Here is a 25,641-nt window from a genome sequence, read left to right as displayed (position 1 = left end):
ATTCAGTATTATTTTCTTAATTATCCTGACTTTTCGCTTTTATCTTGACTGTAATCTCTTTATGCTTCAAGTTGAAGTGCGGAATGTGGGTTGAATAGCTTCACCTTTGACAAAAACTTCGGTTGATATTTCTGATTTCAGAGTAATTTCCTGAGATACTGCTTGCGGTTCCAAAAACTCCACTAAATCCTCTAATAATTCATCTAAAGGAATACTTATCCATGCAATCACTTGAGTATTTATTACTGCATCTGTTCGAGCTAATAAAAGTAAATCTTCTACTAATCGAGTCATTTGATTGCTTGCAGATGAGATAGCTTCCAATTTATTCACATTAGCTGGATGAACTCGCTCTGGATAATTCATGATCACTTCAACAGAAGTTTTAATTATTGTTAAAGGACTACGCAACTCATGGGAAGCATCGGCAGTAAACTGTTTTAATTGCTGAATATTTTGCTCAATAGGCTGTAAAGATTGTCTTGTTAGCCACCAACCACCAAAAGCACTAAGAATTATTACGATCAGTCCTCCTAACTCAAATCCCCATAAAAGTCTGTCAAGTTCTTCTTCTAGTTCTTCTGTAGACTCACTGACTCGCACATAGCCTTCAAGTTCTTTTCTCACACTTAAACTATGCAGATAAACAGGAATAGTAATACTACGAATTTTTTGGTGTTGGCTGACGTTAAAATTAGGAGTAAATGACATCCGAGAAATAGTGTTTCCCGCTTTTGCTAACAGATGACCATTAACATCAAACCATTCTACTCCTTGATGATTTTCACGTAAATCTTGCCAAGGAATATCTAAATCTCCATCATCATCATTATCTAAAATTCGAGGAATTCTAGTATTAATTGCTTTTTTGTCTACTGGTGCTGCTATTAAGTTGTGAGAAGCTGCATTTGCTAAATTGACGATTTCGCTATCTAATTTTTGATAGAGATTGTAAGATAAAAAATGGTAGACAAATGTAGTAGAAGTACCCCAGATTGTTACCATTACACCTAAGTATGAAAATAAAAGCCGCCTGCCTAAAGCCTGAAACATCAATTTAAAAAGTTTGTTTTAGTCGGTAGCCTAAACCATATACTGTCTCAATAAAATCAACACTAGCTCCAGCTAATTTTAATTTTTGTCTTAAACTGCGAATGTGAACTTTTATTGTTTCTTCTCCTGGTGGCTCTTCAAAAGACCAAAGATGTTTCAGAATCTCGTTGCGATTAAATACTTGATGGCTGTGACGTAAAAACAATTCCAAAATCCTATATTCTTTGGGAGTCAGATGTACTGGTTGTTCATTATATTTAACTTCATAAATACTTGGATCTAAACGCAAGTTTTCCCACTCAAATACAGGGGGTAAAATAGTAATTATCCGCCTAAGTAAAGCCCGAATGCGAGCCATTAGTTCTTGTAAATCAAAGGGTTTGACAACATAATCATCTGCTCCGGCATCTAACCCAATTACAATGTCGGTACTAGTGTCTTTTGCAGTTAGCAACAGAATCGGTATAGAGTAGCCCTCAAGCCGTAGTTGCCGACACAAAGTTATGCCATCCAGCTTTGGTAACATCAAATCTAACACTATTAAGTCATAAGGAAAGGCTTTAGCAAATTCCAATCCCTCTTGACCATCGTTTGCAATATCAACAAGATAATTTTGATCAATTAGTACTTCTGCAAGTGCTTTTGCAATCCGATATTCATCTTCTACTAAAAGAATTTTCATAACAGGTTTGTCCGATTAGCACTAACACTACTCCGAATGATATCCATACATCCATCAATCGGAAGTATCTACCCACAGTGTATCAACCACGAATAAAATTATTTTTTAACATCTTTCTCCAAGAGCAACGACCTAGCAAGAAGGTTGATCCCTGCATTAATAATATCATCCATTTATGATTGGCTACAATGTAGTCCCAATACGGTTCGGTTAAGGTCACACACCATGTAAACTGATAATTGTCATCAGGGTGCAAACGGCAAAAATGCAACTCAAAGAATTCTCTTTATTTGTGCCGAATGTAGAATCAGGTACAGTACTTAAGGCGTTAGAAACAGCTATTCCGTCATCAGCGATAGAGCAGGCGATAAGCCTACGGCATGGCTTCGCTTACCGCAGATGCAGAAGCTAGCGAAGAACGAAAACGAGCTTTACCATCACACTTAGTTGTTTGTTTAATCATTGCGATGAGTTTATGGTCAAGGGTCTCAATGAGAACAGTACTCAAAAATCTGGTTGATGGTTTAAGCGAAGCTTGGATCAAAGTAGGCTCGTATTGGCGGATACCTTGTAAATCATCAATTACCGAAGCACGGCAAAGAATAGGTTCTCAGGTGATAACTCGTCTGTTCCACCTAATAGTGCGTCCTCTCGCTACAGTTGAAACCCCGGAAGCAATTCTATTGGGGACTACGAGTAATGGCAGTAGATGGAACATTATTCGATGTGCCGGATACGGAGGAAAATGTGAGGGTATTTGGATATCCAGGTAGTCGTCCTGGAACTCAAGCATCTTTTCCCAAAGTCCGCTTAGTACTCCTGATTGAAGCTGGAACACATTTGATAGTTGATGCACTAATGTGCCCGTACCGTATCGGCGAGCGAGTCAGAGTAAAGAAGTTGCTACGCTCTGTGGGGCAAGAAATGTTACTAATGTGGGATAGAGGACTACATTCCTACGCAATGGTACGAGCAACTATTGGGCAAAAATGCGATTACTTGGGACGAGTGCCAAAGAACGTTAAATTCCAGGTGGAGGAAGTCTTAGAAGATGGCTCTTACCTGTCGTGGATTGCCCCTGATGGGAAATCAAAGAAAAAAGGGGGCACAAAAATCAGGGTGCGAGTCATTGAATACACTATTGATACTGAGGGAGAGCCAGAAATTTACCGCCTGATTACCAGTTTGACTGATTTTGCTTTGTTCCCAGCTTTGCTATTGGCGATGGAATATCATAAACGTTGGGAAGTTGAAAACACCATTGATGAACTAAAAGTCCATCTGTTGGGTCGCAAAACTCTTATTCGTTCTTTAAATCCCCGTGAAGTTGTCCAAGAAATTTATGGCTGGCTTCTAGGGCATTGGGCTGTGCGCTCGTTCATGTTTCAAGTTGCAGAACACGCTCAAATCTCCCCTTTACGATTAAGTTTTACTGGAACTCTGAATGTAGTGCGTCGTGCTATTCCTAAATTTCAGCGTCTTGAGCCAGAAGAGATACCTTTTTTTTAACCTGGCTTGTCACAGAAATTCTCGATGAACAGATACCTGAACGTGAAGGAAGAAGCAACCCGCGAGTTGTAAAAAAAACTAGAGCTAAATTTCCCTCCAAGAAACCTATACACAAGGGATCGGGAGCCAAAATTGAGACACTCAACTTCTCTGTATACAATACTGCTTAGAGCTTAACCGAACCGTATTGAATGTAGTCCAAGCTTCTGATGGTGAAGAAGCTTTGTCAGCCTTTCGTAAAGAAACTCCCGACTTAATCGTTCTGGATGTGATGATGCCAAAGCTGGATGGTTACGGTGTCTGTCAAGAATTACGGAAACAATCAGAAGTACCAATTATCATGCTCACAGCTTGCGATTCGCACCTTAGTATATTAGTAGACCTTTGTTGAGTAAATCTAATGATGAGAGACAATTCTTCTACTAATGGCAAAATTCCAACGAGAATAAAAACGCGCCGGAATTTCTTAACCTACATGCTAGGTACTACAGCTGCATCAGTAGCGATGGGATATCTGTTTCCCAAAATCAGCCAAAGTCGTGAGCTAGACTTAGAAACCCTTTGCTCGCTGTATCCAAAAAATTCGCGCTGTGAAAATTATCTTCCCGGATCTGAGGCACTGGACAAAGACGGCAAAAAAATTGAAACTAATACACTATTGACAACCGCAAAGCCTGGAATTCCGATTCTTGTAAAAGGCTTGCCAAACAATAGCGTTGATTATCTGATCATTCAAGACGGGCCAAAGATTGCTGAGTACGCTATCAATCCAACTTGTACCCATTTAGGATGTACAGTTGAGTGGGATCTTGAGAAGAATCACTTTATTTGTCCTTGTCATGGATCTCAATACGATTCTCAGGGTCGAGTCGTTCATGGCCCAGCAAAACGTTCTTTACCATTAATCACGATAGTAGTCAAGCAAAACCAAGTTCGTTTAGTCGATTACAAACCTGCTGTAGATCCTCGTTAACCTATCAATCTGAAATTAGATTCCCTAGTAGTCTGCCAAGGCTACTTTGCTGGGTCAAACAGTCGGATATAAGCGCTCCATTTTTCCCTGTGCATCTGTAGTTTGAAAGCGCCAATAGACACTTGTACGTTATTGATTTCCCATTACCCAACACACTGGGGAGGCATGGAGATAGTCAGGGTATCGCGGAAAACCTAGAAATCCTAACCGTGCTATTTCTTGAACTGTTAGCTGGATTATTCTACAGCCGTACTTGCTAAAGTTGCGGTGATGGGTTTTGGCGTTCACGAAGTGTGCCGAAGGTATCGCCCTGCTCAAGTCTGGTTTGGTGGGGTCGAACTCCACCGCAATGACCGGACGAATACCAGCCTGTACCATCCCCGCTTGTATCCCGCCGCCACCCGCGAAAAGTACTACAGCGATCGGTGCATCATCTGGAAGAACTGGTTTTAATTTTGTGTTATCAAAATTTTTGCAGACATCCAATTTTGGCGATGTCTTTTTGGTTTTCGCTTTTTTGATAAAGGCGATGATATCTTCCTTGGTTGCCCTCTGTTGTTGCAGTGTCCTCGGAGGTGCACCACCCGTGATAATTTTAAAAAAAGTGCATTTTGTCAATCAGCAAAAATACTCAAAAAGCTGTTAATAAAAATGATAATCGTAGCAGGGGGGTGGGGTTAGCAAAGGGTAGCTCATTCAGTACTTGCAAGAACTTTAGCGATGAAGGAACTTGCCGTTCAAACCGCCACAAGTGGCGGCGCTCAACACAGCTTGACTAACATAAACTGTTAGAGAGAATTGAATTTAATGAAGAAGGATTGAACTGAATGAATAATAGCCCCATGAACAACAACCCTGCCACCCCTCCTGCACAATGCCCCTTCCGGGGAACCCGCATTGGCGGAGCGCTCGGCTCCAAGCCGCAAGTCGATGATTGGTGGCCGAACCGACTTCAGGTCGAACTGCTTCACCAAAATTTGCCCCAAGCTAACCCACTGCGAGATTTCGATTACAAAGGAGCCTTCGCGAAGCTTGACTTTGAACAGTTGAAGAGCGATATCAAAGCACTGCTGACCGATTCAAAGGACTGGTGGCCCGCCGACTATGGGAATTATGGACCTCAAATGATTCGCATGGCGTGGCACTCAGCAGGCACCTACCGGATCGCGGATGGTCGGGGTGGAGCGAGTCAGGGTATGCAACGCTTCGCACCCATCAATTCGTGGTGGGATAATGGAAACACAGATAAATCACGACGGCTGCTCTGGCCCATCAAGCAGAAATATGGTGCGGCACTAAGCTGGGCTGATCTGATGGTTTTGACGGGTAACTGTGCGCTCGAAATCATGGGGTTTAAGACCTTCGGTTTTGGTGGCGGTCGCATAGATGCCTGGGAGGCGGATCGCTCGACATACTGGGGACCCGAATTCTGGAACGGCGATTCGGTTGACGATGTTAAGGAACACCCTGGTCATCCTGATGAGATGGTCACTCGCACGATTCGGTGGGTTGGGAAACCGAACGAGCAATACTACGACCTTGAGAACCCGCTAGCGGCTTCGCACCAAGCGCTAATTTACGTCAATCCAGAGGGTCCAAACGCTGAGGGCGACCCCTATGGCTCGGCGCGAGACATTCGCGAGACGTTTGCGCGGATGGGCATGAATGACGAAGAAACTGTCGCGCTGATTGCAGGGGGTCATGCCTTTGGCAAAAGTCATGGCATGGTTTCGCCTGACAAGATTGGTCCAGCCCCGGAAGCCGCACCGATTCAGGCGATGGGTTTGGGGTGGCAGAACCCTGAAGGCACTGGGTTTGCCGAATATACAATGACGAACGGGATCGAAGGATCGTGGACTCCAAATCCAACCCAGTGGGACAACAGTTACTTAACAAATCTTTTTAAATACGATTGGGAACAGACAAAGAGTCCAGCAGGTGCCATTCAGTGGAAGCCGAGCAATCCTGATGCGCCAAAGACACCGGATGCCCATCAACCGCGCGTTGAGCACCCGTTAATGATGATGACTTCGGACATTGCCTTGAAGGTCGATCCGGTCTATCACGAAATCTGTCAGCGCTTCTTGGGTGACTTCGATTACTTCAGCGATGCGTTCGCGCGCGCTTGGTATAAGCTGATCCATCGAGACATGGGTCCGAAAACGCGCTATCTTGGTCCGGAAATCCCAGAGGAAGATCTGATCTGGCAAGATCCAATTCCGGCACTGGATCATGATGTCGTTGATGCCGCCGATATCAATTTTCTCAAGGATCGGATTTTAGCGAGTGGATTCTCTGTTTCGGCGCTCGTGTCAGCCGCTTGGGCAGCGGCATCGAGTCACCGCCATTCCGACAAGCGCGGCGGCGCAAATGGGGCGCGCGTTCGCCTCAATCCCCAGAAAGACTGGGAAATGAACCGCCCGCAGGAACTCGGCGAGGTGCTATCGACCCTTGATCGCATTCAGGGGGACTTTAACGGCGCTCAGTCGGCCAACAAAAAAATCTCGATGGCGGATCTTATCGTCCTCGGTGGTTGTGCTGCGATCGAGAAGGCTGCACAAGACGCTGGGTTTTCTGTTGCCGTGCCGTTTACTCCGGGTCGGATGGATACGACTCAGGAGCTGACAGATGTTGAAATGTTTAATTGGCTGAAGCCAGTTTCGGATGGTTTCAGAAACTATCACAATGAGGCTGTTGGCTACAAGGTGAAGCCGGAGCGTATCTTCCTGGATCGAGCGCAGCTCCTCACGCTGACCGCGCCTCAATGGACGGTTCTTGTCGGCGGACTTCGCGCGCTCGATCAGAATTGGGATCATTCAAAGCATGGTAGCTTCACTGACCGTCCGGGCGTCTTGACCAATGACTTTTTCCGTGTCCTGACCAGTATGGACTACGAGTGGAAGCCTGTTGACAATCGCGAGATGCTTTTTGACATCTGCGATCGCGAAACCGGTGCAGCGAAATTCACCGCAACCCGCTGCGATCTCATCTTCGGCTCGAACGCGGAACTGCGTCAGATTGCTGAAGTCTATGGCGCTGATGACGGTCACGAGAGGATGGTCAAGGACTTCGTCGCAGCCTGGAACAAGGTGATGATGCTTGATCGCTTCGACGTTGACGCTGAACAGACCCGCTAAACCCGCATTTATCACAAGCTTCAGGTGTTTGATAGAGCAGAGGGGCAGAGGGGATTGAACAAGGCATATTGAACTCTCCTCTGCTCCCCTGCTCCCTTGCACCTCTGCATTTCAAGCTTGTGAGAAATGCGGGTAACTGAGCATAATATTTAACTCGCTTCCACCAAGAATCACTGAGTTCTGCATCGGTGTCCATACCCCCCCCAATTATTATCTCCACTTTCATTAAAGGTGGGTGTGGACGGAGCATTAATTCGGGTTGGAGTTGTTAACTTGCGTCGCCTTCTAACCTCGGCGGGACTGCATCCACCGCCATAAAAATGTTGGTAGTGGTAAATATCTAGCTCGCCAGCCGCAAGCAGAGGCGAAAAATGCTTTTAAAAACCTCTTAGTAAAAAACTTTAGAACTTAAGTTTTTACTTGGGTTGCCACAATGGAGTGATATCAAGGTTTTCAGCAGCAGATACGGCATTTCTAACCTACGTCGGTACGGTTTACACCCCTTCGATTTTTGTAAAGGCATCGTAACATTTATTTATATAAAGAAATATTTGCTTATATTAAGCAAACCCAAATAAAAGAGTAGGTAATAAAAGTGATGAATCAACCCATTGAATTATCTTTAGAACAAGAATTTAGCCTTAGAACTTTCTCTGATCAAGTGCAGCAGATGTCCCATGAACAAGCTCAAGAATTTTTGCTGATGCTCTATAAGCAAATGATGATAAGGGAAACGACTTACCAAGAATTGCTCAAACATCAGTGGGAACTTGATTCCGGTTCAATCTTGGGTTAAAATAAACCTTGCGAAACTTAGCCAGATTCTGAAGTTTTAGAATTAGCTGGGTTTCAAAAATAAGTCAAGAAATGAAGCAATAGATATTACAGGACTGTTCATCTACACTCAACAGATGCTTGAGGAATTAACAGTCAACTGGTCTATATCGAATGGGAAATCACGCCATCCATTCAGTCCACTGTGGGGCATCTGTCAGCAATTGAGTAAACTTCTCTGGGCTTGCATCCTCAAATTCCAGCATCACGCCGCAACGCTCATCACTCGTTAGCGTACTGAGTAATTCTTTAACTGATTCTACACCGTACTCAACCCGCTCAATCGCCAGTCGAGCATAATATTTAACCCGCTCCCACCAAGAATCACTGAGTTCTTCATCTGTGTTCATACCCAATAGATTATTACTCCATCTTCATTAATGGGGGGTGTGGACGACGATGAATCAGGCAGAGGGGCATGGGAGAGGGTGACTAAGCTCTTTTAAAAAATTCCCCATGTATGGGTTGGACATAATCGCAATACGCCTGATAAGCATCTTCAGGGGTGTCAAAATAACCAATGATTATTGGTTGACGATTAAGTGTGGTTTGCGCTCGGAATTTCCCAGCCCACTTATTACATACGACTACACCTTTAAAGCCAGACTTATTATTGCAGTGCTTGCCTCGATTCATTTGAATTTGTTGACGGGTTGATGCTTTGAGGTTTTCACGGCGATGATCAAAAGTGTTGCTGTTGAAGTGGTGAATTTCAAGTGACATATCAAGTCCCATTCTTTGAGCCACTAGTTTATGAAAGAAAATAGTTTTTTGTTTAGAATGAGAATCTCGCGGGCTATTTCTTCGCAGATAACCATTACTATCAACTCGCCATCTAAAATTATCAATTAAGTCCTGATCTACTTCGCTATAATTTGCTATTCTAGTCGTACCTATTTTGGTTATGTAAACAAAGTCTGGCATAATCAGATAACTTTTAATTACAGGTAGAAATCGAGGTGCAATGAATGTTGAATATTCATCTTAATTATAAGATATTCAGTCACGTATTCATGCATTCACCCATTCAAAAGATTTGTCTATCTGTCGATTACAGGTGACTGAACAATTCGCAATTCGCAGTTCGCAATTCGCAATTAAATACAAGAAATCACTTAATTGTTTAATTAATGGGTTTCAAGCCCCCACTGATTCAAAGAATCAGTGGTCTTAAATCAGTGGAGGGTACAAGCCCCAGGACGAACGCACGGGATTTCTGAAACCCTTGCTGGGTAAGGATATTGACGAAGAAATAGGCTAAATTAAAAAACGCTGGAACCCTTGCTATTAAAGGATTCTTATACTTTAGATGCGTTTGCCCTGGTACAAGCCCCCACTGATTTTATAATTGCGAATTGCGAATTGCGTTAGCGCAGCGGTAGCGAGTCATCGAGCGTCATTTTCAATTGCGAATTGGTTTGACTCCCTACTGATAACTGATAAAAGGCAACACAAATTCTCTCACCAACCAGTACGGCGTGATCTTCGGTGAAACCAAGCAGCATTTTTAACCTAACAACTAAAGTGGTTAACCCTGTTTTGTCACTCTGGGAAAATAAAAATCAAAGCCAAATTTTGAACTGTAGATACAACGGGCATTTGAGCGTTTATTTTCTAACACAATGGCTGAAATCATGATTTTTTGGTAAAAGTCTTATGCTGTAAGCATTCCAGATTATTCTCTCCCGAAAGTGATAAAAGAGGGTTAATAGTAAGCCCCACTTTCTCAGCCTATCCACTCGACCCAATCAGGCGCATCTGCCACCAGTTGAGCAAACTTGTCAGGGCTTGCGTCTTCAAACTCTAGCATCACCCCACAACGCTCATCACTCGTTAGTGTACTGAGCAATTCTTTAACGCCCTCTACACCGTAGTCAAAGCGCTCAATTGCCAGCCGAGCATAATATTTAACCCGTTCCCACCAATAATCACTGAGTTTTACCTCTGTGTCCATACCCCCCCGATTATTATCTCCATCTTCATTAATGGGGGGTGTGGACGGCGGGTTAATCCCATACTGAGCTTGCATCCTAGCAGCATAAGCAGCCTGAAGTTCCTGCTCCTGGCGGCGTTTTCTTTCCTTCTCCTCCCTCTGCTGTTGCCGATAATCCAGCACCTTCTGGATAAACTCGACATCCTCAGTATTCAGCCGATAATACCGAACCCTCTGACCATCTTCCATTGGTCTTCGTGACTCAGTAGACAAACCGAGTTGCCAAAGGTACTGCCCCAAAATCCAAACTGGAGACTCCGATAGCGGAATGGTCAGGTTGAGAATACCTTTAACGTGAGATGCATTGCGTTTAGAGAAGTCAGCCAAAGCCTGAATCATCGCCTCTGATGCGAATGGCACTAAGAAAAGCCCAAAAGCATGTGTAGCCTCGTTCCCAGCCTCCAGGCAGGGAATGTATTCCGAGGGGCTGCTGCCTCTCGTCAAGCTACTGGAGGCGGAGCCTCCCAGAATGGGTTCCCAGCCTCCAGGCTGGGAACCAGTCAGGGCAAGGGCTGTATCTTAACTTAGTGCCATTCGCCTCTGATGCTGCCTGCTGGTGTATACTGCGAACGGGTAACAACGAGACTTTTTAAAAAATGGCTATAAGCTTGGCACAAACAAGCTTTTGGCGATTATTCAAAAGTCAAGTTCTCAGCCGTTTTTAGTATAAGTCCTTCTGTCAATATCTTTGGCATTAGCCACCTTACGATAATGTTCTTCATCGATGGCAATCCCTGCCGCCTTCATCCACCACCGAGATGTCCCCTCGTCCACCGTTGCCCAAAGGAATAATCGTATTGCCCATCTCAAGAAGCAGCGATAACTTCGTTAAGCTTTCCTGCGGAACGCTGCGCGAACGCTAACGCAAATCAGCCCGAAGATTATTGATCGACCAATTGCGCTGTGCTTCAATTTGGCAAGAGGCATTCAATGCCCAGTCCTTCTCTGCACCACGTCTGCCTGTCTCTCTGTCAATGCGGATGAGAAAGGCAGTCATTTCATTTTTCTGGAGAATCTTTTCCTTGATGCGACGGGCATTAAACGTTTCTACGTCTTGCGAAGCACTGCCGCCACTATTTAGCGTCGGGTCGAACAACATATCCAGTAAAACAAACATGTATTACAAGTGTAGTGCTAAAAGCTACTAAATCTGGAAATTAGAAAAGTGAGCAAGAAATGAGCAAGTTTTGGTCTGGAAAGTGAGTAGTAAGAGCAAATAAGCTGTGAAGCACTTCGGTAATATCCGCAGTCTTTTTTGGAATCTAAATCAACTTGCTATTTTCACACCAACAGTAGAGGCTAAACACCTCAAGAAGGGCAACTATGAGAATAAATGCTCGGAGGATCACCTCTTTTATACCAACTGAAAGCAGGTTACTCATAGATAAAGCAGTCCAAAATATGGTATTTTTTTGTATCAAGCGATCGCCATATTGGACTAAAGCTACTCGTTTTTTTCGTCCCATAGTGGCATTTGTGGCTATTTTGCTGGTAGTGCTAACCTATGCAACTCCTAAAGCTTTGGCTTCAGACCACCAGGACACAACTTTTCTTGCCACTAAGCTGACTGCTGCGGATCTCACAGATTTGTTTGTGTTTGAGAGTCCCACAGACCCCAAAAATGTTGTCTTAGTGATGGATTTCGACCCTCTGATCGTTTCTGGTGAAAAAAGACCATTCGATCCAAACGTTCTTTATCAGTTCAAGATTGATAACACTGGCGACAGTATTGAAGATGTCGTACTCCAATTCAATGTAAATGGTAAAGGCTCAGAGCAAACTGTCACAGTCCGCGGCCCATGTCGTCCAACCACAGTAGGAACAGAGTCAGCTTTACTCCCAGTAAGTTGGACAGGGCAACTCAACCAAACATTCGCCGCATATAACGGTATGAAGTTCTTTGTTGGCACACGCAAAGACCCGTTCTTTTTCGATTTGGAACAGTTCTTTAAAATCATCCCGGATCGGAACTATAGCCTTCAGCCTAATCCCAGTCCTCCCTTCACAGTTCTTACCTTTAGACCACCAGGACAAGCAAAAGATACCCTAGCCCCATTCAATGTCCACTCAATTATTGTCGAGCTACCCAGGAAACTGCTTGGTAAAGGCAAGATTGGTGTTTGGATGACAACTAGTGTTAAAACTCCTAGACTCAGAAACGGGCATTTTGCTCAGATTGAGCGGTTAGCAGTTCCAGCCCTGAATGAACTTTTTATGGACTTTAAAGCTCATAATAATAGTAATCTTCAGACACCAACTAAAGACGCTAGCAATCAATCCCAATTCATTCAAGCTTTTGTGAAAGCGATCGGTAGACCTAAAGGCATAGCCGATGCAGTGATCTCAGTGGCGATTCCTGATGTGATCCAAGCTGACCTTTCCAAACCTAGCGGTAGTTATTTTGGGACTCAGTTAGGCAAAAATTTTGGTGGTAGAAGACCAAAAGATGACGTAATCGATGTAACGGCATCTGTTGTCTTTGGTGATGCAGTTACAGGCATTTCTACTGGTATTATTCCGGGGCTGACTAGCGATAATGTTGGGCCTAATAATGCCAACTTTCTTTCTACATTCCCTTATTTAGGCAATCCTTTGTAAGGTTTATGTATCTACGAATACTATGGGTGTTAGTGCTGACTAGCCTACTGGTTTTACTAAGACCCTGTGATACACAAGCGCTAAGTTTAGGCTACACCAATGGTAAGTTAAACACATATTCCTCTGCTGTACAACTGCTGACTGTTAATTCAAAGCAGATATTACCAGGTCAGCAGTCAGATTTAGTCTACCCCGATTATTTACAGCGATCGCATATTATCAGCGTCTATGAGGAGAAAGTTGCCCAATCTCCCGATTCTTCAATATTTTTACGTCTGTTAGCCGATCAATATTTGAGGCGCTTTCGAGAAATTGGAGATATAGACGATGTGTTACGAGCAGAACAAGCGGCACGTAGATCCCTGGCACTACAGCCGCGCCATAATCAGGTTTCTTCCATGCTCCTAGCATCAGCTTTACTATCTCAACATCAGTTTCGAGAAGCTTTAAATGTGTTAAATAATTCATCTCTTGATAATCCCAATATTGTCTCGCTCTTGGCATCGATTCAGATGGAGTTGGGTAATTATGAAGCAACTCATCAACTATTGCAGAACCTTGCACAGGAAGAATCGAACTCTGGTCATAACGCGGTTTTAGCTCGTTACTTAGAGTTAACTGGCAATCTAGCCTCCGCACGGCAACTGCTAGATGAGGCTATGCAGGAGATGGATTCTTTCTATACAACGAGTGCCGAAACTCGTGCTTGGTTTCATGTGCGGACTGGGGATCTGGCTTTTGCAGGCGGCGATTTTGCCCTGTCTGAGCAGCGATATCGGGAAGCTTTTGACCTCTTTCCACGGCATATAGCTGCGTTTACAGGACTAGCCCGCCTCTATGCGGCACAGCATCGCTGGCAGGATGTTCTAAATATCGCCAACCAGGGTATAGAACTGATGCCATTGGTAGAAACGCTGGGGTATAAGGCTGATGCTCAAGTAGCTCTGGGAGATCAGGAAGGCGCAGCTGAAACTGAAGATTTAATTGGGGTAGTCGCTTACCTGAGCAAGGTTAAAGGAATCTACGATCGCGCAATGGCTGTCTACTACACTGAACATGGAATCCACTTACCAGAGGCGCTACAAATTGCCCGGAGTGAAGTAGCAGTGCGAGACGATGTATATGCAGAAGATACATTGGCTTGGGCAGCTGCGGCTAATGGGGAATGGGAAGAAGCGCAACGAGCAGCACAACGGGCAACTCGCTTCGGAACAGAGGATGCTTTGCTGCAATTTCATGCTGGCATGATTGCGTTTCACTTAGGTAAGCGTCAGGAAGCAATAAAGCGATTAACTCAAGCTGTTAGCCTCAATCCTCAATTTCATCACAAGTATGCTGATGAAGCTCGTCAAGTCGCTTCGCTCCTAATTCAAAATTCAAAATTCAAAATTCAAAATTAACAATCCCCATAAAGAAATTTTCTTGCTCTGTATCATGAGTCTTTTTCGATCAAGTCTTGGCAAACCTAATGCCCTGTGTCTCTCTCAAAATAACCTCTCCCACTCCTAACGTTATGGGGAGTTCTTCATGAAAAAGCTGCTACATTACTTGGCTTGGAATACTGCAATCATCGTAGTATGTTTATTTTGGATGCCGGAGGCGGATGCCCATCCTTTAGGCAATTTTACCATCAATCACTACGCAGGAGTGCAGGTAGCAACCGATGGGGTGGGGATTGATTATGTTCTAGACATGGCAGAGATTCCGGCTTTTCAGGAAATTAATCACTTAGATACTAATCGCGATCGCAAAGCTGAACCTGTAGAGACAGTTCAATACCCAGAACAAAAATGCCAGGAAGTCAACTCACATCTGGAACTGTTGATCGATAAACATCTGCAAGCACTGTCTTTGGTAAAATCAACAGTCGAATTTCCTCCAGGTGTCGGAGGATTATCTACACTGCGGCTGAGTTGTAATTTTCAGGGATCAATGGAGTTAGTCGGCGCGAATCAGTTAATAGAATTTGAAGACAAGTTCTACCCGCAGCGCTTGGGCTGGCGTGAAATTACTGTGGCTGCAAATGGCGTGACCATTCAAGGTAGTTTCACCTCTAACAGTATCACCAACCGCTTGAGAGATTACCCCACTGAGTTACTTAGCAGTCCTCTCGACCAACGTCGGATTGACTTTAAACTCAATCCGTCCCTGACATCGAGCGAACAAGCGCCTCCACCGGAAGTTAAATCATCCAGCCGTTTAGATAATGCTTTGACAGGAAGAAGCAACGATATCTTCACTAACCTAATTACCCAGGAAAATCATAATTTCCTGACTATCTTAATAGCTCTAGCGATCGCCTTTTTATGGGGTGGTTTACACGCCCTGTCCCCTGGTCATGGGAAAACGATAGTCGGTGCTTATCTAGTGGGTTCCCGTAGTAATGCCAAACACGCTCTATTCCTGGGGTTGACTGTGACGGTTACTCATACAGCTAGCATATTTCTTTTAGGGCTGGTAACACTTGGCACGTCTCAGTTTGTGCTGACTGAACAATTATACCCTTGGCTAAGTGTAATCTCTGGTCTGCTAGTAATTGGAATTGGTTTAAATTTGTTCATCAGTCGATTACAAGGTCATTCACACGACCATGAGCATGAAAACCATCAACACAGCCACGACCACCATCATCACCATCATCACCACGAGCATTCACATTTACCGCATCACGGTGATGTCAGTTCCATGAAGTGGTCTAGCCTACTAGCGCTGGGAATTTCCGGCGGCTTGTTACCTTGTCCTTCAGCCTTGGTAGTGTTGCTGAGTGCGATCGCAATGGGACGAGTTGGCTTTGGACTAGCGCTAGTGTCTGCCTTTAGCTTAGGTCTAGCAGCAGTACTAACTGGAATCGGCTTAATGCTAGTCTACGCCAAAAATCGGTTTGAGCATTTGCCACTCCAGATCCCCAGGATCAAGATGTTACCCGTAGCAAGTGCCTTATGTATTACCCTAATTGGCTTAGGTATTACTTCCCAGGCTTTGCTTGCTCATCCCTGGAACTAGATGAAAGTGCAATCATACAAAGCACTCAGTTTTGTAAAAATAACCTAGAACAACTATATATATGTCACAAGCAATTAAAGAATCCATCGTCTCAGAAAACAATCTATCTCATCGCTCTACCAAGTTTTCTAAAATAGCCAAGCTTAAGAGTTTGAGTGAGTGTTCATTTAATTTTTGGCAAAAATCGCTCTTACGTTCAATCCCTATTGCCTCTGCTGCGATGCCTGGGTTGGGCGTAGCCATCGCTCTATCTGTAAGTGTTATCCTGCCATCTCAGGCATCCACTATTTCATATTCTGGTGACACAACAAATGCACCAACTTTTAACCGTCCGCAAACGGAAGGGTTTGAAAGTGGTACAAACCCACCCACATCACTTTCTAGTAATGGTACTGCCGTCCCTTATTACAGCCAGCCTTTCTTAGTTGATACTACTGGCTTATATAATGTTGTAGGTTCTCAAGCTTTTCTGGGCATCCAGTTCTTGTACCAAAACAGCTTCAACCCAACTACCCCATTAGTTAATTTACTCAGTGGGAATGATCCTTTCCCAGATGAAGGCACATCTAGTTTTAGCGGCTTGAGCTTAACTGCCAATAATCAATATTTCTTAGTCACTACTGGATTTGACAATAGCAATAACAGTTTTGGTACTTTTACCAATACCATCACAGGGCCTGGCAATATTACACTCGGTAGCAGTGCGGTAAATGTCCCAGAACCTTCTTCAATCGCCAGCACAATAGCCTTTGGTATTTTTGGTAGCAGCTTCATACTAAAGCGCAAACTGAGAAAGCTAAAATCTGTCAACTAAGTTCTTAATGAATCACTCTAGATTTATCACTTAACGGGCGATCGCCCGTTAAGGACTTAATATAAACTTCCAAAACTGACAATAGTCAAAGATAGTCACTGGACATTTAATTCATTGCTAATTGTATGTGATAAGTTTGTCAGTCAATGTTATTTTGAGGAAAATATGAAACGATTTGTCTTCATCTCTTTAATAACTGCTTTGTGCATAATAGGCTATTTTGAATTTAGCTTGTCACAGGCTGAAACACTTTTTTGGCTCAATCTAAGTCTGTGATATTATCCCTAATAAAATCATTTCGCACTAAGATTCGTAATTTTAGCTGATTAGCTAATTTCTCTTTGCCATAAAATATCTGCAACTCTCGTCATCCCAGCTTTAAGATGGCGGCGATAGGTACTGAAAGGCAAATCTAGTAACTCAGCTGCTTGTTCTTGGGTGGGGGCAGGATTTAAATAAGTTCGATAAACAGCGCGGTAGAGTTTTTCATCACGCGGTGATGATTGTAAATATTCAACCGCTTGTTTCACCAGATTTTGTAAAGCATTAACGCGTTCGCCTAATGTGTCCAAAGGATTCTCGTTCACACTTGCTTTTGTGGCAACTTGTTCCTTAACTAAGCCAGAAAGCATTTCATGGACGCTTCGCGATCGCACTAATGGATTATTCTGTAATACATCGGGACAACTAAAGTTACGTAACGCATTCTGTACCGCCTCCACAAATTCTGGCTGACTAAGAACTAACAGAGGTTCACCGACTGGAGTATTATCTACAGATTCTCCCGCAGTTGTAACCTCTTTTCGAGCCAAAATTTCCTTCCATGCGGCAGGCGACACAATTCGCCAGTCATGCCCATAAACACCATAGTGTCTTCCCTCAACTGTAAAATCAATTTCAGAAAGTCGTGTTAAGTCGAAGTAGTTTAACATTGCTGTCCAACTATCTGCTTGGGCACAAGGTAGGAAGGTGTATGCTAACCCCGGTGTTTTCTGAAAATACTGCACAAAATTAATGAAAATTAGACTTTGGGTGGGTGAAACAGCTTGATAGGTGTCCCGTGCCATCCAGAAGCGGAAAATAGTTGCACCTTCGCTAGGACGTAATGGTGCATGGGTTTGGAGATATTGCCAAGATGCAAGAGCGGCCGGATCTGCATTCAAATCTTCAACACTTGCTGTGTGCAATGCCACCATCATTGCAAATCCCGCAGGTTCGGAATGCAAGTCACGAAATACTACTACATTCTGTGGTTGGCGCTTCAACCAGTGATCTGCTATTTTTGCTGATTCTTCGCCTTCGTATTCTGCTACCATCCCCAGCAGTGCGGTTTTGTCAGTTTCTCGCAGTGAGTCTGTCAATAAACTACTTTGCTCACCCCAGGTAAAACAGGATCGAATCGCCGAGTTATCCCGATGCAAAAAAATATAATCAAGTAGGACTCGATGCTTTTCTTGCCCTTGGGTTTGTCCTAGTCGTTTAGTATAATATTGACGCGCTCGGTGGTGTAATTCCGTGTATAATTCCGAATTACGCCAACGCAAGTCAGCAATTAAAACTTCGCGTGCTAAATCGTGGGGAAATAAACCCAATTGCCCTGATTCGATAAACGACAGTCCGCGCAACCACTCAAATAAATCGTGAACATCAAGTATTTCCCCTAAAGAGTGAGCTTCACCAGCCAAAGTATTTTCAGGCACAGCCAATATTTGATTTAGTGCGGCTTCGGTAGTCAGCCGGATCACCGCACAAGCTTCTAAAGCCATACGGTGTAGGGGTGTTGGTACTTCTTTGATGAATCTTGACAACAGTGTTTTAACAACATTGGGAGCAGATTCTGCTTGAAAAGAGATTTCTTTTCCCTGAGCAAATACCTCAGCAACTAAAGATAATGCTAGAGGATGTCCGTGGGTAAAATCTAGAATCGCCTGGTGTTGTGTGGTGGGAATATCTCGTGTGGTGAGATAAGTTTGACTTTCTTCTGGGGTCAGGTTGCGTAGGGGCAACGTGTGCATTAAAGCTTGCCAACCTGGATCGCTACACCAACCAGATGAGAGAGGATTGCGTCCAGCAATCACAATTAAGGTATTAACAGACAAATGGGGTAAGAATACTTCCCGCAGCCATTCATCTAACTGGGTAATAGCTTCATAAGTATCAATTAAAATTACATTACGTTCTTCTCTTTGCGCTAGCACATCCAGAGGCGAATCTGATTCATTCAATGCCATCAACGAATGCAACGTGCTAATAAAAGATTCTGGCGCGGCTTCTATATTACGTCCTTCTACGTAGATAGTTGATATTTTTGACCGTTCACAAAACCGTAAAAACTGCTGCATGAGGGTTGTCTTGCCCACACCGCCAGGGCCAAAGACGTGCAAAATGTGAAAAGGTAATTCTCTTGATGCGATCGCATCAAGAAATAGCTCCACTTCCCGCTCACGTCCTACAAATCTGCGATTTCGTTCTGCACTTAGTCGCTGTAATAGAGATGTCATTGCCATCCCTTCCTTAAATTTTACGTAGGATTACTGTTTTAAAGTATGAAGGATATTTTTGATTTCTAAAATCTACTTTGACAAAATTTATAAATAATGTTGATAGTGGTAAATATCTAGCGATCGCCAATTCTCATTTTAAGGTTTCATGGCATTAAACCCCTCGCAGCACGCAGGTTTGACAAATTCCTAACCAATGCAGCGATCATCCCTGTAATTAATCGGGTGAGCTTTGTGAGGATGTGACCTACACCACCACCAACCAATCACAGACCACAGACCTACAGTCGCTCCCAAACGTTAACCCAAATCTGCCACTGCCCCAGATAAGCATTCCAGTAAGGCTCACCATCAGCAATTCCAACAGCCGAGCCAACTTGGGAGACTAGCTGTTGGTAGAACTTGTCAACGCTGTCTAGCCCTTGCTGCATTTTCAGCTTTAGCCCCTTCCACTCAAGGACTTCGCTATCTGACGTTTGGGGAATGTGGTGTGATGTTGTGTCAATGACGGGTGTGGTGATATCTATACTATTAGTGCCTGACACCAGTTCAGTATTTTTGGGGATTAACTGTGAGGTGGTGTCAATGACGGGTGTCTGTATATCTTTATTATTACTGACTGACACCGAATCCCTTGAAAACAGTTCATCCCGATTAAACCACTGCCCAAAAATCGAATCACGCTCATCATCAGGGGCAACGAATTGATAAACACACTCCCGATTTTCACGCTTACCCAACCGACCGACATAATCCAACTTCAAATCAATCTTTGCAAGTATACTAAAAACGGCTGAGAACTTGACTTTTGAATAATCGCCAAAAGCTTGTTTGTGCCAAGCTTATAGCCATTTTTTAAAAAGTCTCGTTGTTACCCGTTCGCAGTATAACTTCTGTGCGATCGCTACTGAAGTCAGTTTTTCCGAGATACTGACATTCAAGTAATTCTTGATAACGTGCCGATGCGTTACAGCTAGGGCTTTAAACTCCAGCATCCGCTCATCAGACCCCCGCAACTGAACGTCTGGCTTAAGAAACTGCAACAGATTCAGATTTTCGAGTAACAGTACAGCCGGCAACATTTGCCTCTTGTTAAAATCAGGCTTCCAAATCGAATTCTCCCCAGCTTCTAACTGCGCTTTTGCTCTTTTGGCATCACGGTTCGTCAGAAACTCTCGCCCCAGCGTCAAATAATAGTGCATCCGCAGTTGAGGATACCAGCCGTCGTCATCTTTCTCAACAAGCTCAGGAGTAACTTCAACTTCATAACGACGGGACAATTCAGCCAAGCGCTGCTGAACATCCCCCATTCTCTGACCCAAATGTGACGGTCAACAGTTTCCCTAACCCTTGCCAACATCTGGCGCACGGAGTTAACCGGTTGCACTCCCTGAAAAATCCCCCAAACACCATCAAAATGTCCTCGAATGTCGATGGATACCCCAGTTTCTAAACTTGGGGAGGCGATTACCAAATCATACTGAGTCAGAATTTCGTTCAAGTGAGCGATACAACCGAAAGCCGCATGAGATGGATCAGCAACGGATTCACTGTCAATTCTCAGGATTCGCAGGTGAGGGAACTTGCGGCGAAAGCGTTCCTCAAGTGCTTGCGTCCCCCATTTGGACTTGGCTTTTTGAGCAGAGCAGCATAATAAATGATGCCCACCTTTGGCAATTGCTTTGTTGAGTGCGGCGATGAGATTTTTAGGGTTAGTGCCAGAGTAGTTGTAACAGTTTCCGGCTATGTGCCGATAGTTGTTTACAATGACGAATGGATTAACTCGATATTCCCCAGCGAGTGACAAAATATACTTCACATCTGTGTCGGAAACATCGGCACTTGATAAATAAATCTTTCCCTGACTGCTGCCCAAAACATTCTGTACCAGTTGTTTGAGGTTTTTGAGAACGGACACCCGACGTTTTTGCACTTCAGTACCAGAGTTGAGCAAATGCCAGAATACTTGGTCGCATTCATCAATAATTATCACATCATTCGCCCAGTCATTGGGATTGAATCGCGCCTGACTTTCTTGATGCAGCGAATCAACACACACCCCATATCCTAATAATGTGCCTGTTTCATTCGTGCGAACTTCGGTAACATAGTTAACACCAAACCGATTACACAACGCCTCGCCCAGTTGAATGCGATGGGTGATTATTAATACCCGTCTCCCAAGGTCATGTGCTTTCGCTACCTCAGTTGCTAGCCATTCGGTTTTACCAGTGCCTTTGGGAGCCTTGAGGATAATCAGTTTTTCACCTTCGGGAACAAGCAGATGGCCGAGGAATCTTTGGTTGAGAGCGATCGCTGGCGGGTAAGTCAGCAAAGTAAACAGCTTAATCTCCCATAATTCCAGTGCAACGGCTGTGTTGTAGAGTTGTCAAAAAACTGTTTTAAATGCCATCTCCGAATTTGGTAATGTCTGGCAGAGCGTCTTGTCGCTTTGAGCCATCCTCTTTTTACCCATCTAGCTACAGTTGAGAAATTCAATTGAAGAACTTGAGCGATTTCTTGACAGCTATAATTATCAAGCGTGGGGCGTGCGGAATAACCTAAGCTATTTAACTTCAGATAAATTGCAATTGGTGTGCGTTGATGTCCTCGTCTTTTTAGGATTGAAGCTATTTGTTTGATTGTATAGACTTCAGCTTTCGCCTCAATGATTGCTACTTCTTCATCAGTCCATTTGATACTCATAATTTCACCTTCCCTATTGATGAAGATTTAGCATTAGACTGCCCTTGTACAATCCGAGCGCTGATTGATTCAAAGTCAACTTGAAAGATGTTCATATCTGTGAGTATTTCCCCACTGTTGTAGCGGTCTACGATGTACTGTTTGATTGCAGATTGATTCAGCCCATCAGGGATATCGATGTGTGCTTCACTGACGATTTTTCAACAACTGTAACAATGATTCTCATGGTTAATTCCTCTTTGATTAATTGAGGATTTAGAAGTAAAATTATTCTGAATCCTGCATGGTTATTTACACTGCTCCGGCTTTTGCAGATTGCAACTGTTGCATCCACCCGTTGATTGCTGTTAACTCATCAGCACCATTACCAACAGCATCAACAACCTGCTTTTGATACAAAGATTCGGCATGATTGGGATACTCGCACTTGTCTGCTGCCCAAGCCAAACACATGGTTTTTACCAGTTCATTAATCTTGCTAAGATGAAGTAGACTTGGGCGGTCAACATCCTGAAATTGCAACCACTCTCTGACCAAATCAAGAGGATAATCAAGCAAGGTGCGAATATTTTTGATTCGTAAGTCTTGAGGATGTACTGGTTGAGGGACTACGCTAAGTTTTGGTGTAGATGGAGTGCCACCTAAGCGAAATTGGATGTCACGAATGATTGTTGCCCAATCAGCATTTTTGTTCCATTCTCTTTCAATTCTGCTTTTACTTGCAGCATCGTAAAGATTGCAGAAAACTGTATTCTCGTCACCAGCATTCGCAACGATAATCAATGGTTTAGAAAAATCCTGGACTAATGATGCAGCCAGAAGAAAGCTTTTGGCGAAATTGGTTTCAACACCAGTCCTGACAACATAAAGTTCATCGGCACTTACGACAATATCCAGCTTCAGATTGTCCTTTCCTTTGAATTCTTTAGTCGTTAGGCGCAGTTCAGACAGATACCCAGTTAATGCTCTTTGGGTAACAGGAATGGTTTTATCCCTGTCAATATCGTAGTGATACCAGAGATATGATTCTCCACCTAACTCAGCGTTTTTGACATATAGATAAATCGGTTCGGGAGGGTTGCATAAACCTAGTTTGATTTCAGCAGTCATGTTTCACCTCAATTAAAGTTTCATTGATTGGTGTTCTGTGTGCAATAATGGGAATTCTGTAGCGGGAAGCAACTTTCCGTAGTAGCAATCGTTTGAATATTGACTACATTCAGACGATTGCTTTTGTACTAAGGAAAAGACTGTAGATTCCGCTCTAGCTCCCATTGCAGATAAGTCAGCGCAGTGCTAGCATCAGCAATGTTTAAATCAGGTTGATATCCCTCGTCCAACAGTTGTTTATAGTCTGGGTGCGTAGCAATAAGGAATATCAGAGTTTGAGCTTGTTCAACTAATTGCTGGAGGCTGGAGTTAGACATTTCAATGCCCAGCCGTGAGCATAAATCTTCCACTTTCACTCCCCTGATTCCTGGTTCAATCTCGGTTTCTAATTCTTCAAGCAGGGATTGAAAATTAGGGTGTTCATCGTTGATTTCAATCTCAATCAAATCTGCACACTTTGTAACGGTGCTTGCCCAATCGGGTAAAGTCTGTGGAATAGTTTTTGCGTAAAGTTTCATAATTGGTTCCTCTTCGGTTAAGAGTTAATAATCCTCAGCAATTTCCAACAAAAAGCCGCGTCCCGTGTTCTGTACTTGCACCAGTTCTTTATCCAGCAGGGTTTGAATGACTGAATCGGAGAATTGGAATTGCAAACGATGCAATGGAACACAACCACCACAAAGCCGAATCGAACGCAGCAAATGATTGGCTCTACGGTCAAAACTGTTTGTAGAATTAGCCATTGTTTGCACTCTTAGTTAATACGGTTAACTGTCGGTTGAGAATGTTTATCTGTTGTTGATAAAAGTCAATCTCTGCGGTAATTTGCTGAAATAATTCTTCTGGTGTGAGCGGTTGGATTTGATTCTCTTGCAAGTACGATATCTCGTCAGAATTCTTGTTAGGCATCAGCACATAACGCCAACCATCATCAAATTGTTCAGCCAATTCTGTACCATTCGGGTAGTAATAAAGTCCCAAGATGATGCCTTGTTCTGTACGCTGTTCCAAAGCAAAGCGAGGGTAGGGCCAGTATTGGGGAATTGAGATTGTCGGTTGCATAGATGAATAGGTGAATGAAGGGAATGTGTTTTAGGGAAAAGGGGAAGGGGTAAGGGGAAAGGAATGAAGAAATTTACCTTTCCCCCTTACCCTTTAACCTTTTCCCAGGCGAAGCCCAAAACTTACGTCGTTACTAACTCTGCTCTCTCCAGCAGGCGTTGCAATTTATCGCCAGTTAGCTGTTCTAACGGCTGATCTAAAAAATATTCATCAAAAATGGATTTACCATCAGTAGACACATCCACCATCGACAGCGATCGCACAGCATCAAGCACGGAGTTAGAATACTGCTGCTGCACTGAATAACGCCTCTTCACCCACCAGTCACTAAGCAATTCGCAATTCGCAGTTCGCAATTCGCAATTGTCAAGAGAATTAATGATTGAATCATTACAGGTGTAAGGCTTTTCACTTTTAGTTATGGCATTTAATTGCGAATTGCGACTTGCGAATTGCGAATTGTTGTAGTTCTGGCACTCGTTGAAGATATGCGCCATGATTTGGTTTTCAGTAGAAGAGGAAAGCATGGGTGCAGAGGGGCAGAGGGGCAGAGGAGAAAGTTGTTGTAGGTTTTTCCCCTCTGCACCCCTGCTCCCTTGCACCTCTGCTTCTACTAGCAGTGTGCCATCTTTGTAGTGAGTGGTGCGATTCGTTGATTAGTGAATCACGGTAATCAGTCCGTAAATAACTAATCCAGCCCGACAGCAGATTACTGTCATTAAGGCTGAACTCTCGGTCAGATGCAAGTGAAAGCCTTGCCATTCAGACTCAGAATTGACTCCTTACCTGCCCACACCGAACAAGCTCGGTTCTTGCAGAGTGAAGCTCTTAACTGGGCGCAATCAGACGACCGTTGCGGGTTGACACTGGCGCTAACAGGGAGTTCCTACGATGAAATAGAGCCTAAAAAAGCGACTTATACAAGGGCAGGGCGCAACACAAAAAAACCCTGACCTCATTGGAGTCCATTCCCGCCGAATCATCGCTCAGAAAACGGCAAGAGTCTAGGGAATCCAATAGTCGAAGTGGCTACATCTAACGGAACAATCAATCTCTCCGAGGGAACGAATAAAAACGATTTGGGAGTCTTGGGGCTTTCGTTCCCCAGGTAGGCTAGACGAGAAGCGGAATCCTCACAAGTCGGGTAGGACAGACCGTAATTGGTCTGAGGTGTTCAGAATACACAAACTAGAGAAGAGAAAATGATTAGACACAGTTACAAAACTAGTGAATCTTGGAGAGCCTTACCGTGGAAGAAATTCCGCCGAAATCTTCTCCGCCTTCAAAAGCGCGTGTACAAAGCGGTTCAAGTTGGAGACAAGCGGAAAGCTAGGTCACTCCAAAAGCTTATTCTAAAATCAACCTCGGCTCGATTTCTTGCAATTAGACTTGTATCTCAGCTAAATGCTGGTAAAAAGACGGCTGGTATCGATGGGAAAAAATCGCTCTCATTTGAAGAACGCTTCAACCTTGAAGAATTACTAAAAATGAATAGTGGAAACTGGAAGCATCAAGGATTACGGGAAATCCCCATCCCCAAAAAGGACGGGACTACCAGAATACTTAAGATACCTACCATCGCAGATAGAACCTGGCAATGCCTAGCAAAATATGCACTCGAACCAGCTTGCGCGTTGCCACTTTCCACGCCAGAAGTTACGGGTTT

General features: G+C 43.8%; 25 protein-coding genes and 3 pseudogenes. 10 read left to right on the top strand and 18 right to left on the bottom strand.

Annotation, left to right across the window (positions count from 1 at the left end; genetic code table 11):
* Positions 1–66: 66 nt before the first annotated feature.
* Both V7K76_RS06675 and V7K76_RS06670 read right to left on the bottom strand, forming a co-directional pair.
* A complete protein-coding gene (locus tag V7K76_RS06675) occupies positions 67–1,005 on the bottom strand; it encodes a HAMP domain-containing sensor histidine kinase (RefSeq protein WP_335029733.1) in 939 nt (312 codons plus the stop codon).
* A gap of 52 nt (positions 1,006–1,057) precedes the next feature.
* A complete protein-coding gene (locus V7K76_RS06670; protein WP_334774582.1) occupies positions 1,058–1,735 on the bottom strand; it encodes a response regulator transcription factor in 678 nt (225 codons plus the stop codon).
* A 380-nt stretch (positions 1,736–2,115) separates the two neighbouring features.
* Between V7K76_RS06670 and V7K76_RS06665 the strand changes: the two are divergent.
* The 3 genes and pseudogenes from V7K76_RS06665 (at position 2,116) to V7K76_RS06655 (ending at position 4,217) form a co-directional block, all read left to right on the top strand.
* Positions 2,116–3,244: pseudogene (locus tag V7K76_RS06665) on the top strand (IS4 family transposase).
* A gap of 190 nt (positions 3,245–3,434) precedes the next feature.
* Positions 3,435–3,596, top strand: a pseudogene (locus tag V7K76_RS06660) (response regulator); the annotation flags it as partial.
* A 48-nt stretch (positions 3,597–3,644) separates the two neighbouring features.
* Complete coding sequence (locus V7K76_RS06655) at positions 3,645–4,217, top strand: Rieske 2Fe-2S domain-containing protein (protein WP_334774581.1); 573 nt, start codon at positions 3,645–3,647, stop codon at positions 4,215–4,217.
* 129 nt (positions 4,218–4,346) lie between these two features.
* On the opposite strand, the gene V7K76_RS06650 is transcribed toward V7K76_RS06655, so the two are convergent.
* The gene (locus tag V7K76_RS06650; protein ID WP_334774580.1) at positions 4,347–4,835 is read right to left on the bottom strand and encodes a hypothetical protein; all 489 of its coding nucleotides are present in this window, start codon (positions 4,833–4,835) and stop codon (positions 4,347–4,349) included.
* A gap of 209 nt (positions 4,836–5,044) precedes the next feature.
* Here V7K76_RS06650 and katG point away from each other — a divergent pair, with 209 nt between their 5' ends.
* The gene (gene katG, locus V7K76_RS06645) at positions 5,045–7,354 is read left to right on the top strand and encodes a catalase/peroxidase HPI (protein WP_334774579.1); all 2,310 of its coding nucleotides are present in this window, start codon (positions 5,045–5,047) and stop codon (positions 7,352–7,354) included.
* Positions 7,355–7,952: 598 nt separating this feature from the next.
* A complete protein-coding gene (locus V7K76_RS06640) occupies positions 7,953–8,150 on the top strand; it encodes an NblA/ycf18 family protein (protein ID WP_334774578.1) in 198 nt (65 codons plus the stop codon).
* A gap of 160 nt (positions 8,151–8,310) precedes the next feature.
* Here V7K76_RS06640 and V7K76_RS06635 read toward each other — a convergent pair whose 3' ends face one another.
* The 5 genes from V7K76_RS06635 to V7K76_RS06615 all read right to left on the bottom strand — a co-directional run bounded on the left by V7K76_RS06635 (position 8,311) and on the right by V7K76_RS06615 (position 11,298).
* Positions 8,311–8,538: a hypothetical protein gene (locus V7K76_RS06635; protein WP_334774577.1), complete on the bottom strand. Its 228-nt coding sequence runs from the start codon at positions 8,536–8,538 to the stop codon at positions 8,311–8,313.
* Positions 8,539–8,620: 82 nt separating this feature from the next.
* Positions 8,621–9,112, bottom strand: coding sequence for a hypothetical protein (locus V7K76_RS06630; protein WP_334774576.1), 492 nt, complete (start codon positions 9,110–9,112; stop codon positions 8,621–8,623).
* 802 nt (positions 9,113–9,914) lie between these two features.
* Positions 9,915–10,541, bottom strand: coding sequence for a hypothetical protein (locus V7K76_RS06625; RefSeq protein WP_334774575.1), 627 nt, complete (start codon positions 10,539–10,541; stop codon positions 9,915–9,917).
* A 291-nt stretch (positions 10,542–10,832) separates the two neighbouring features.
* The gene (locus V7K76_RS06620) at positions 10,833–10,991 is read right to left on the bottom strand and encodes a hypothetical protein (RefSeq protein WP_334774574.1); all 159 of its coding nucleotides are present in this window, start codon (positions 10,989–10,991) and stop codon (positions 10,833–10,835) included.
* Between the two features lie 49 nt (positions 10,992–11,040).
* Positions 11,041–11,298 carry a hypothetical protein gene (locus V7K76_RS06615; RefSeq protein ID WP_334774573.1) on the bottom strand — a complete coding sequence of 86 codons (258 nt, stop codon included), beginning with the start codon at positions 11,296–11,298 and terminating at the stop codon, positions 11,041–11,043.
* Between the two features lie 206 nt (positions 11,299–11,504).
* Between V7K76_RS06615 and V7K76_RS06610 the strand changes: the two genes are divergently transcribed.
* From V7K76_RS06610 to V7K76_RS06595, 4 genes are all read left to right on the top strand, one after another.
* Positions 11,505–12,779, top strand: coding sequence for a DUF4331 domain-containing protein (locus V7K76_RS06610; RefSeq protein WP_334950934.1), 1,275 nt, complete (start codon positions 11,505–11,507; stop codon positions 12,777–12,779).
* A gap of 5 nt (positions 12,780–12,784) precedes the next feature.
* Positions 12,785–14,179, top strand: a complete 1,395-nt coding sequence (locus V7K76_RS06605; protein ID WP_334774571.1) for a tetratricopeptide repeat protein — start codon at positions 12,785–12,787, stop codon at positions 14,177–14,179.
* Between the two features lie 127 nt (positions 14,180–14,306).
* Positions 14,307–15,782, top strand: coding sequence for a nickel/cobalt transporter (locus tag V7K76_RS06600; protein WP_334774570.1), 1,476 nt, complete (start codon positions 14,307–14,309; stop codon positions 15,780–15,782).
* Positions 15,783–15,843: 61 nt separating this feature from the next.
* Positions 15,844–16,596: a hypothetical protein gene (locus V7K76_RS06595; RefSeq protein ID WP_334950931.1), complete on the top strand. Its 753-nt coding sequence runs from the start codon at positions 15,844–15,846 to the stop codon at positions 16,594–16,596.
* A gap of 326 nt (positions 16,597–16,922) precedes the next feature.
* On the opposite strand, the gene V7K76_RS06590 is transcribed toward V7K76_RS06595, so the two are convergent.
* From V7K76_RS06590 to V7K76_RS06545, 10 genes are all read right to left on the bottom strand, one after another.
* A complete protein-coding gene (locus V7K76_RS06590; protein WP_334950929.1) occupies positions 16,923–19,097 on the bottom strand; it encodes an ATP-binding protein in 2,175 nt (724 codons plus the stop codon).
* A gap of 281 nt (positions 19,098–19,378) precedes the next feature.
* Positions 19,379–19,861, bottom strand: a complete 483-nt coding sequence (locus tag V7K76_RS06585) for a hypothetical protein (RefSeq protein ID WP_334950928.1) — start codon at positions 19,859–19,861, stop codon at positions 19,379–19,381.
* A 78-nt stretch (positions 19,862–19,939) separates the two neighbouring features.
* Positions 19,940–20,299, bottom strand: coding sequence for a hypothetical protein (locus V7K76_RS06580; protein ID WP_334774565.1), 360 nt, complete (start codon positions 20,297–20,299; stop codon positions 19,940–19,942).
* Complete coding sequence (locus V7K76_RS06575; protein WP_334774564.1) at positions 20,284–21,432, bottom strand: plasmid replication protein, CyRepA1 family; 1,149 nt, start codon at positions 21,430–21,432, stop codon at positions 20,284–20,286. Before V7K76_RS06575 ends, V7K76_RS06580 begins: the two co-directional genes overlap by 16 nt.
* A complete protein-coding gene (locus tag V7K76_RS06570; protein WP_334774563.1) occupies positions 21,426–21,803 on the bottom strand; it encodes a helix-turn-helix domain-containing protein in 378 nt (125 codons plus the stop codon). The genes V7K76_RS06575 and V7K76_RS06570 overlap by 7 nt, the downstream gene beginning before the upstream one ends.
* Positions 21,804–22,094: 291 nt before the next feature.
* Positions 22,095–22,913: a hypothetical protein gene (locus V7K76_RS06565; protein ID WP_334774562.1), complete on the bottom strand. Its 819-nt coding sequence runs from the start codon at positions 22,911–22,913 to the stop codon at positions 22,095–22,097.
* Between the two features lie 128 nt (positions 22,914–23,041).
* Positions 23,042–23,431 carry a hypothetical protein gene (locus tag V7K76_RS06560; RefSeq protein WP_335029732.1) on the bottom strand — a complete coding sequence of 130 codons (390 nt, stop codon included), beginning with the start codon at positions 23,429–23,431 and terminating at the stop codon, positions 23,042–23,044.
* A 24-nt stretch (positions 23,432–23,455) separates the two neighbouring features.
* Complete coding sequence (locus tag V7K76_RS06555; RefSeq protein WP_334950920.1) at positions 23,456–23,656, bottom strand: hypothetical protein; 201 nt, start codon at positions 23,654–23,656, stop codon at positions 23,456–23,458.
* Positions 23,649–23,975, bottom strand: coding sequence for a hypothetical protein (locus V7K76_RS06550; protein WP_334950918.1), 327 nt, complete (start codon positions 23,973–23,975; stop codon positions 23,649–23,651). Before V7K76_RS06550 ends, V7K76_RS06555 begins: the two co-directional genes overlap by 8 nt.
* Positions 23,976–24,097: 122 nt before the next feature.
* Positions 24,098–24,577 carry a hypothetical protein gene (locus tag V7K76_RS06545; RefSeq protein WP_335029731.1) on the bottom strand — a complete coding sequence of 160 codons (480 nt, stop codon included), beginning with the start codon at positions 24,575–24,577 and terminating at the stop codon, positions 24,098–24,100.
* A 600-nt stretch (positions 24,578–25,177) separates the two neighbouring features.
* Between V7K76_RS06545 and V7K76_RS06540 the strand changes: the two are divergent.
* Positions 25,178–25,641, top strand: a pseudogene (locus tag V7K76_RS06540) (reverse transcriptase N-terminal domain-containing protein); the annotation flags it as partial.

Source organism: Nostoc sp. (assembly GCF_036917975.1).
GTDB lineage: Bacteria > Cyanobacteriota > Cyanobacteriia > Cyanobacteriales > Nostocaceae > Nostoc.
This window is presented reverse-complemented; position numbering and strand designations above follow the sequence as displayed.